Consider the following 10,205-nt stretch of genomic DNA (forward strand, 5'->3'; position numbering starts at 1 on the left):
CGAGCCATATTACCTAGCAACGTCCTACTCTCCCACACAGTCTCCCGTGCAGTACCATTGGCGCTGTAGAGCTTAACTTTCCTGTTCGGAATGGATAGGAGTGTTTCCTCTACGCCATCATCACTAGATACAATACAATTAGTATTATATCCATATTTTATTAATATGTCAACATTTTATGTTAATATTTTTTTATTTTTATCTAACATATCTATTGATTACCTATTTACATAAGTATTAAACTAAAATGAGAGAAATTAAAATAGACTATAAGTTAGGAGATTTGTGAATGAATAAATTAAACATTGATAATATAGAGATTGGTAAAATAGTTGCTGGTGAGCTTGCAGTTATTGATGCCGCTATTGAAAATGGTGTAAAAGGACCTTATGCCAAATTTACACTTTCAGATGGAAAAACTGAAGTTAAAGCAAAACGTTGGTCATATAATGGTCCCATTCCTAATAAAGGTGAGGTTGTATCTATAGTAGCAACAGCTAATACTTATAACAAAGAGTTACAGCTTGTTCTTACTTCATGGGATAAAGGCGAACTTCCTGTTGAAGATTTCTTAAAGCATGGTCCTATTGATCCAAAGAAATGCTACTCAGAGATATTAGATATTCTTACAGAATGCTATCTTCAAGCAAAAGATTGGGAACAACAATTAATTAATTTTACAAAAGATCTTTTAACATCGAATAAAAAACAATTTATTACTGCTCCTGCTGCTGTATCTATTCATCATAATTATTATGGAGGACTTGCACAGCATACACTTGAAGTTGTTATAGAATCAAAATTTAAAGCTGAGTATTTCAACAAATACACTAATACTGAAAATATAAGCGTTCCTTTAGCTATATGTGGAGCTGCCTTACATGATATAGGAAAATTAAGAGCATACGCAATGGAAGGTGTTGCACCTATAATGACAGACGAAGGAAAGTTCATGGATCATATTGTTCTTGGCGTTATGATGCTATATGAAAAAGCTAATTCTATAAACTCTTCTATTGAAAAAGAAAAGTGGTTTTTAGAATTATGCCACATTATAACTTCTCACCATGGTGAATTAGAATATGGAAGTCCAGTTAAACCATGTTTTACAGAAGCATATATAGTATCTCAAGCTGATATGTCTAGTGCTAGATTAACTTCTTTAGCTAGATCACTTGATGAGCAGTCTGCAGAATGGGGAGACAAGAGAGATTTTATCTTTGGAACAAGACTATACAAAAGACAACAATAAAAATTTTATTTAAAGACTTTTTTAGATTTTAGAAAATACTAAAGGAGTATCTAGATAATTAAAACTTCATCTAGATACTCCTTTACCTATTTATAAATTAGAAACGAAAATCTCTCTTTCCCTCTTCAATTTCTTTTAAGTATTCTTTTACTACTTCACGAACCTTATCATTTTCTATTAATTTTATCTGTTCTTCAATAAGCTTATTTCCATCTTCCTTAGTCTTATCTGAGGCATAATCTTCTAAGTATTCTTTTAAAGTCATAATTGCATTTGGCTGGCAGCAGTTTGATATTTGTCCTGCTTTAACTAAAGACATAAATCTATCTCCTGTACGTCCTTCTCTATAACATGCTGTACAGAAGCTTGGTAAGTGCCCCATTCCAATTAACCAATCTACAACTTCATCTAATGTTCTATTATCACTAACATCAAATTGAGCTGAATTCTCCTCTTCTGGTTCTGCTTCTGCATAACCTCCAACACTTGTACGAGAAGCACCACTTATTTGAGATACTCCCAATTCAATAACTTTTTCACGGGTTCTTTGTGATTCACGAGTAGAAATAATCATTCCTGTGTATGGAACAGCTATACGTATAACTGCAACTATCTTTTGGAATATTTCATCTGAAATTGCATTATCAAAATCATTTGGATCAATATCATCAGCATGTCTTATACGAGGAACACTTATTGTATGAGGTCCAACGCCAAATGTAGCTTCAAGGTGTTCTGCATGCATAAGTAGTCCAACAAAATCATACTTATACATATTTAATCCAAATAATACACCACATCCTACATCATCAATTCCACCTTCCATAGCACGATCCATAGCTTCTGTATGATATGCATAATCATGTTTTGGTCCTGTTGGATGTAATTCTTCATAAGCTTTCTTATTATATGTTTCTTGGAATAGTATATATGTACCTATTCCTGCTTCTTTAAGCTTTCTATAATTTTCAACAGTTGTAGCTGCTATATTAACATTAACTCTTCTTATTGCACCATTTTTATGTTTAATACCATAAATAGTTTTTATACTTTCAAGTACGTATTCTATTGGGTTATTAACTGGATCTTCTCCTGTCTCTAATGCTAAACGCTTATGTCCCATATCTTGAAGAGCTATTACTTCTTTTTTTATTTCTTCTTGAGTAAGCTTTTTTCTTGCTATATGTTTATTTTTATGATGATATGGGCAATATACACATCCATTTACACAGTAATTTGATAAATATAGTGGTGCAAACATAACTATACGGTTACCATAAAAATTTTGCTTTATTTCCTTTGCCACTTCAAACATTTTGTTATTTAAGTCTTCCTGATCACATTCTAGAAGAACTGCTGCTTCTTTATGTGTTAATCCTGTGCAGTCTCTTGCACGTTCAATTAATCTACTTATAAGTTTCCTATTACTTTTATTATCTTCAGCATATTTAAGAGTCTCTAGAATTTCATTGTCATCAATAAATTCAGTTGCTATTTTTGATTTTACATTATACATTTTTTATCCCCTCTATCTGATACGTTAGAATAAATAGTATTCGTGTTAATGCAGGAAATATCTTAAGTTAATTATTCAGCACGACTGCTATTTTTATATCTTTTTAATTGTAAATAATACTTATTTTATGAAATATTAATCACCAACTAATATTATACCACTTGTAAGGTACTTTTCTTCTAACTTTCCACACACTTACCTTTTAAAATAACTCTTATCCACATTAAACTGAAAATTATAATTTGAATTGTGTATAAAAATAATCCCGTCCTTTTTTGGGGCGGGATTATAAATTTAAATATTTTAACTACCTATTTAAATTATCTTTCAACGATTAATGCAGTTCCTTGACCGCCACCTATGCATAAAGTAGCTAAACCTTTCTTTGCATCTCTCTTCTTCATTGCATATAGAAGTGTAACTAAGATTCTTGCTCCTGAAGCTCCTACTGGATGTCCAATTGCAATAGCTCCACCATTAACATTTACTTTATCCATATCGAATTTTAAATCTTTAGCAACTGCTAAACTTTGAGCTGCGAAAGCTTCATTTGCTTCGATTAAGTCTAAGTCATCCATCTTCATATCAGCTTTTTCTAATGCTTTCTTAGTTGCATAGTATGGACCATATCCCATTATTGCTGGATCAAGACCTGCTGATGCATAAGATTTGATTTTAGCTAATGGAGTTACTCCTAATTCTTTAGCTTTTTCTGCACTCATGATAACTAGAGCAGCAGCACCATCATTAATTCCTGATGAGTTACCAGCTGTAACAGCTCCATCTTTAATAAATGCTGGTCTTAATTTAGCTAATGCTTCCTTAGTAGTTCCGAATCTTGGTTGTTCATCAGTATCAACAACTATTTCGCTCTTTCTAGTCTTAACTGTAACAGGAACGATTTCTTCCTTAAATTCACCATTTTTAATTGCCGCTTCAGCTTTTAATTGAGATTGTAATGCAAATTCATCAAGTTCTTCTCTTGTTAATCCCCATTTTTCAACTATATTTTCTGCTGTAACACCCATATGGTAGTCATTGAATGAATCCCATAATGCATCGTTAATCATAGCATCTACCATCTTAACGTTACCCATTTTATTTCCCCATCTTTCAGAGTCAACAACGTATGGAGCTTTTGACATACTTTCCATACCACCTGCTACAACTACATCTGCATCTCCTGCTTTAATCATTTGAGCAGCTAAACTTACAGCTCTTAATCCTGAACCACATACTTTATTTATTGTGAATGCTGGTATTTCTTCAGGTAAACCTGCTTTTACAGCAGCTTGTCTAGCTACGTTTTGACCTAAACCTGCTTGAATAACATTACCTAAAACAACTTCTTCTACTTTATCTGGATCTATTCCAGCTCTTTTAACAGCTTCCTTTACAGCTATTGCCCCTAATTCTACTGCTGCTGTGTCCTTAAAAGCACTTCCAAATTTCCCTACTGGTGTTCTTACTGCACTTGCAATTACAACTTCTCTCATTATAAATTCCTCCTCTATTTTCAATCACTATACTTAGCTTGTTTGATAATTATTTATCTTTTTTATTTTTAAAAAAACTAAAAATTCAGATAGTTTGAGCCTCCAAGCTTCTTGAAAAGCTTGAAAATAAATACTTATCTTTAATTTTAATTTAATAATAGAACTTTTTGGATATAATGTCAATATTTTTATGTTAAATAATTAACATTTTTTTCTCAAAAAATTAATACGAGGTATTTCACGAAAAAACACCTCGTATTAACTGTTAAATATTTAACTCTATTTTATTAGTATGTTTAATTTTATAATATGTACCTATCCTACATTTAACTTTTCAGCAATTAGCTCATCAACTATATATTCTATTTCAACATCCATCATATTAATATTTTTAACAATAGTATCAATTTCATCTACAGACACATTCATTAAACCCAATATCATGCTAAATAAAATATTATTACGTTTATTATTTGAATTCTTACTATCATTTTTACAATCTACAATACAGCTTCTCATAGAGCCTTTAATCATTAAATTTGCATTATAATAATCACTTAAATCGTATTCTGGGTTATGTATCCTAAATACTTCTCTTAATTTCTTAGAATCTTGATCTACTATTCTTTCAAAAATTAAATCTGAAGTATAAGCTTCATAATATAACTCTCTAATACGTTCATTTTTTTCTATAGATTTAAGCTCTATAGCAATTATTAATATGTATAAAAATTCAGGTTCTTTTATGTCTCCAAAATGCTTTATAACTCTTTGTTCATACTCATCAAAAAGCTCTAAAACTAAGGATTTAAATATGTCCTCTTTATTTTTAAAGAAATGATATATACTTCCTGAAAGTACTCCTGAACAAGATATGATTTCTCTTATTGTAGTTTTTTCATATCCTTTTTCTAGAAAAAGTTTCTTACTGCTGCTTAATATAGTTTCTCTTACGTTTTTCATATTTCCTCCAATTTCTTGAACATGTTCAAGTGTTTTTAGATGATATTCTATTTTTTTCATGCAAGGTAATTAAAAAATATAAAATTATATAATTTTCGCTTTTTAGCCAATATTTTATTTAGAAATAATAAAATTTATATGCTTTTTAAATATATTATACATCTCCCTTTTATTTAAAATATTTACTCTTACAATAAGTGAACTTAACCATATTATTTTACCATATTTTTACCAAATAAATACAAAAGTGATATGCCTTTTTATAAACATATCACTTTTGCTCTTTATCTATAGTTATATTAATATATTGGATAATAAGGATATGGGAAAATAGGTGGTACTATTGGTACTGGAGGATAAGGTAATAATCCTATATTATTAACTCTTCTTATTGGATAATTTCTTGGTCTAAATCTTCTATATCTATTTGGTCTTTGATTTGGTCTTCGACTCATATCCATCATATCTTCCATCATATCTTCACCTATAAGCATCCTTATCTCATCCCCATCTATGGACTCGATAATTCCATCTATGTTGCTTCCGTCATCGAGATTTAGAACTACATGATAAAATAAGTAACATTTACACTTCTCTTCTATTGTTTTCTGATCTCTGTAATAATTAACTACTTCTAAAGACATATATAAAGCTCCTTGAATTTTTCTTAATATTATATTCTAAAAGCTTTGCCGTTGTTCACGTTATTTAATAGAACATATTCTTCTAATTCCTCTATATAATTATACTCTCCATCTATACCTTCTATTAACCCATTTCAAATATTTTTGCAAAAAAATAAATACATGATACTAAATGAAATATCATGTATTTACTAAATCTCTATACTAAAAATGCTTATTTATTTCATGTTGAATTCTTTTTAAATCTTTTAGTCTTAAATTTGTCTCTGACATTATATTTACAAAAGACTCACCATCCAACATCATCTTTTTAGCCTTTTCTTTAAGTGCCATATCATTTTCACTCATATATAAAACCTCCAATTTACCTTTATTAGTTTAAATTAGTTTGTCCTATAAAAGAAAATTCTATGTAAAATTAATTTATTTTAAATTTATTTAATTGATTTATTACTGTTTTTGTTCTTCTAGCTAATTTTTCTGCAGCATCATTTACACTATCTCCAACTTTGCTTAAATCTGTACTTAATTCAAGAATTTCTTCTGAAGATGCTGATACTTCTTCTGAAACTGATGATACTATTTCAATATTATTAAGAATTTCTTTTTCAGAATGCTGTACTTCCTTAAAACCTTCATAAACTTTCTTTAATTCTGGAAGAACTTCTTCTACTGATGAAACAATAGCTTTGAAGGAATCTTTAACATCACTAATATTTTGATTTTGACTATCTAGTTCCCCACTTATTGTATTAGAATTTTCTACAATTTGAGCTGTACTATTATACGATTTTTTTATTATTTCAGAAATCTGAGCTGAATTTTTCTTACTTTGTTCTGCTAAAGCTCTTATTTCTTCTGCAACTACTGCAAATCCTCTACCTGCATCACCTGCTCTTGAGGCTTCAATAGCTGCATTTAATGATAGTAGATTTGTTCTATCTGAAATTTCATTAATAATTCTTGTTATAGATTTTATTTTATTCATATCATCACTTAATTCATCTATACTACATTTAAATTTACTAAATTCATCACTAAACTTCTTAACTGATTCTTCTAAATTATCAACTATAATCTTAGAGGATTCTGCTTTACTTGATATATCAATAGTACTTTTCTTAACATTATCAGTATACTCACTCATATCATCTACTTTTCTACTGAATTCTTCTGTTTTATATGTAATTTCATTAATCTGACTTGCTTGATTTGAATTTCCCTCAGCTACTTCTGAAATAGAATCTCTAATATTAGCTGTTGATAAAGCAAGGTCCTTAGAATTTTCATATAACCCCTCAGAATCTTCATGCATTTTTGCAGTAATACAATTAATATTATTAATCATATTGCCTATAGAACCAGTTAGTTTATCAACAGATTCAGCTATAACTCCAAATTCATCATGTCTATTTAATAAATCATCTTCAATCTTAACAGAAAAATCTCCTGTTGAAATAGTAGTCAAATGACTAACTAACTTCTTAATAATATCAGTAAGTTTTTTTGCATATAAAACAATTATTACACTAGCAATTACTATTACTCCAAACATTATTTCAAGTGATATTTTCTTTATAACCTTAGAACTAGATATGATATCTGAATAAGTGGTAGAAATAGCTATTACCCAGTCTCCACTCTTTATACCTTCATATGCTGCAACCTTCTTTTCTCCGTTATAAGAATATTCACTTATTCCATTTTTATTAGCTAGTACTTTTTTCCCAAAAGATGAAAGGGACTCTAAAGAAGGATTATTTTCTTCTGCCTCTATTAGATTAAATCTTGAATTAATTAAGTTCTCATTCTCATCTGCTATAACAACACCATTTTCATTTATCATAAAAGCTGAACTTGTATTTAAAAACTTAATATTTTTTAATAAATTAGTTAACTGATTACTTGGCATATTAAAAACTATAACTGATTTTACAATTTTATTCTCTTTATCAGAAAAAACTGGAATAGCATAAGTTATTACATCTCTTTTTAATACTTCGGAATAACGTGGTGACGATACACTATCTTTTCCTGATAAAGCTGTTTTATAAAAAGCTTCATTAGGTACTGCTGCAGTTGTACCATCTAAAAATATTACTCCCCCATTGGGATCTCCTATACCTATACTTAAACACCCAAAATGTTCTTTAGTTTCTTCTAGAGTTTTTAACTTTTCTTGTATATTAACATTATCATCTAAAATAAAAGGCACTTGAGCCAATGTCTCTCCCATAGTAAAGAATCTTTGAATTTCAGCATCAACCAAATCCGCAGACTCCTCTGTGATTGTTTGCATAAGGTTCAAACTATTCTTCTTAAGCACATTTTTAGTTACTTGATAGCTTATTATGGTAAGACTCACACATGAAATAACAACTACACCTATTACTAAAGATAAAAGATTCTTTCTTATCCCAGCATTAAATTTAAATTTCATTATTTATCCTCTCCAATATAATTTTGTCTTCTGTACATTTTCCCCTCTCAATTATTATCACGCCTTTTTAAAATAAATCAATATTTTTTAAAATTTTTTACAAAAATTCTTAGCTGTTTTTTAACATTTTTACTTTTCTATTTATTATTGTTCCATCAAAAAGAAAAACGTGAAATCACATAATGATTTCACGCTTAATTTATAAAATTAAAGCTTTTTAAACACAAGCTTCTATTTCTCTTAATCTAGTTAATGACTTAATAAATAAATCTTTTTTTATATCATAATTTTCGCATTTTTCAGCACTTAAAACGGTTCCATAAACATTCATGTTCATATCTCCAAGACATTCTAAATAATCAGTAAACACACAGCTCACTTCACTTAAATTATATTCAACCTTATTATTTAATATATCTTGTATAAATATTACATCACCTTTTTCATTGCAATCTACTTTATTAATAAACTCACCTTTTACAAGTTCATTATTAATAATTGCATCTCTAATAATCTCCACAGCTTCTTTTGCATATCTTTTGTTTGTATTCATAGTTATCCCCCATCCTTAGTATTTCTGGTTAACTTACATCCCTTTTTTTAATTATAGCAAATATTTTTCGAAGTTTATGTCGAAAATTAAGATATAGCCAAGTTTTTTTAACGATGCATATTCATTACTATATATTTTTTATTATATTTTTCAATTAAACCCTTTAATCCCCAAGCATTTTTTAATATTTTATCAAATAGATATATAACCCAACTTTTATTTGGTTACTTTTTTCACAAATCTTATTTAAAATCTTTCATCTAACTAAAGAGCTTTATAAAAAAATGTATACAAAGATTAATCATCTTTGTATACATTTACACGAATTCTATTATTTTATGCATTATCCTCTTCATTAAAACCTAATATCCAAGTGGCTATAAATGATGCTACTAAAGCAATTGCTATTGTTGCTACTGCTAAATAAAAGTTTGTCATATTACCTGATCCATCAGTTGGTATAAAAGTTGGAAGTGCTGCAATTCCTGGTGATACAACTGCATATTGTTTTAATTGAACAATACCTGCAAATAATCCTGCTATACCTCCACCAATCATAGCTCCAAAAAGAGGTTTTCTAAATATGATTAACACTCCAAAAATTGATGGTTCTGTTATTCCTAAAACACCTGTTAATCCAGATGATAGTGCTAATGCTTTATTGTCAGCCTTCTTAGCCTTTAACCACACTGCAAGAGCAGCTGCACCTATAGCTACATTTGCTGCAAGCATTCCTGGCATTACAAAGGCATCATATCCCTTATCTGCCATTGATGCAAATACTAAAGGGAATAAAGCTTGATTCATTCCAGTCATAACAAGTATTGGAGTAAGAGCTCCTATTAAACCTACAGATAACCATCCAAGCTTAGTATTTATAAATGTTAATACTGCTGCTATAAAGTTTCCTAAATATATTCCTAATGGTCCTAAAGCTATTAAGGTAACTGGAGTTACAATTAATATAGTTATTAATGGTTTTGCAAAGAACTTAATTTCCTTTGGTGTTACTCTATCAACAGCTTTATCAACTATATACATAAATAGTACACCAAGTATTATTGGAAATACTGAAGTATTGTATGTAGCTTGAGGTATCTTTATTCCTAAAAAGTCTAACCCTGCTACACCATCTATATTTTGATGTACTAAAATTCCGGCTAAATAAGCACCCATCATAGGATTCATTCCTATTTTTCTAGCTGCACTATATCCTACATAAACTGGTAAGAAGAAAAATCCAGTGTTAAGGCCGTATAAAAAATTTTGTGTAAACAGAATAAAAATAGCTTCTTCTTGGCAATAATCAAAATAACAAATTATTGCAAGAAGGAGTTTTTT

General features: G+C 29.3%; 9 protein-coding genes and 1 rRNA gene. 1 reads left to right on the forward strand and 9 read right to left on the reverse strand.

All coding sequences use genetic code 11. The annotated features are described in order from the left end of the window. Positions 1–11 precede the first annotated feature (11 nt). Positions 12–128 (reverse strand): 5S ribosomal RNA (gene rrf, locus BM384_RS12100). 161 nt (positions 129–289) lie between these two features. Here rrf and BM384_RS12105 point away from each other — a divergent pair. Continuing rightward, on the forward strand, positions 290–1,252 hold the full coding sequence (locus tag BM384_RS12105; protein WP_090013952.1) for an HD domain-containing protein: 963 nt from the start codon (positions 290–292) through the stop codon (positions 1,250–1,252). 97 nt (positions 1,253–1,349) lie between these two features. On the opposite strand, the gene hydG is transcribed toward BM384_RS12105, so the two are convergent. The 8 genes from hydG to BM384_RS12140 all read right to left on the reverse strand — a co-directional run. Further along, a complete protein-coding gene (hydG, locus tag BM384_RS12110; RefSeq protein ID WP_090013953.1) occupies positions 1,350–2,768 on the reverse strand; it encodes a [FeFe] hydrogenase H-cluster radical SAM maturase HydG in 1,419 nt (472 codons plus the stop codon). A gap of 320 nt (positions 2,769–3,088) precedes the next feature. Next, a complete protein-coding gene (locus BM384_RS12115) occupies positions 3,089–4,264 on the reverse strand; it encodes an acetyl-CoA C-acetyltransferase (protein ID WP_090013955.1) in 1,176 nt (391 codons plus the stop codon). A 315-nt stretch (positions 4,265–4,579) separates the two neighbouring features. Further along, positions 4,580–5,227 carry a TetR/AcrR family transcriptional regulator gene (locus BM384_RS12120; RefSeq protein WP_175537364.1) on the reverse strand — a complete coding sequence of 216 codons (648 nt, stop codon included), beginning with the start codon at positions 5,225–5,227 and terminating at the stop codon, positions 4,580–4,582. A gap of 299 nt (positions 5,228–5,526) precedes the next feature. Next, positions 5,527–5,871 (reverse strand): hypothetical protein, encoded by a 345-nt coding sequence (locus BM384_RS12125; protein WP_090013958.1) that lies wholly within the window; start codon positions 5,869–5,871, stop codon positions 5,527–5,529. 204 nt (positions 5,872–6,075) lie between these two features. Next, entirely contained in the window at positions 6,076–6,219 is a 144-nt protein-coding gene (locus BM384_RS17710; protein ID WP_175537365.1) for a hypothetical protein, read from the reverse strand. Positions 6,220–6,289: 70 nt separating this feature from the next. Next, positions 6,290–8,311 carry a methyl-accepting chemotaxis protein gene (locus tag BM384_RS12130; protein ID WP_090013960.1) on the reverse strand — a complete coding sequence of 674 codons (2,022 nt, stop codon included), beginning with the start codon at positions 8,309–8,311 and terminating at the stop codon, positions 6,290–6,292. Positions 8,312–8,528: 217 nt separating this feature from the next. Next, positions 8,529–8,864 carry a hypothetical protein gene (locus BM384_RS12135; protein ID WP_090013962.1) on the reverse strand — a complete coding sequence of 112 codons (336 nt, stop codon included), beginning with the start codon at positions 8,862–8,864 and terminating at the stop codon, positions 8,529–8,531. Positions 8,865–9,200: 336 nt separating this feature from the next. Continuing rightward, on the reverse strand, positions 9,201–10,205 hold a 1,005-nt coding region (locus BM384_RS12140; protein WP_175537366.1), incomplete at its 5' end, for a PTS sugar transporter subunit IIC.

Source organism: Clostridium sp. DSM 8431 (assembly GCF_900116755.1).
In the GTDB taxonomy this organism is placed as follows: Bacteria; Bacillota; Clostridia; order Clostridiales; family Clostridiaceae; genus Clostridium.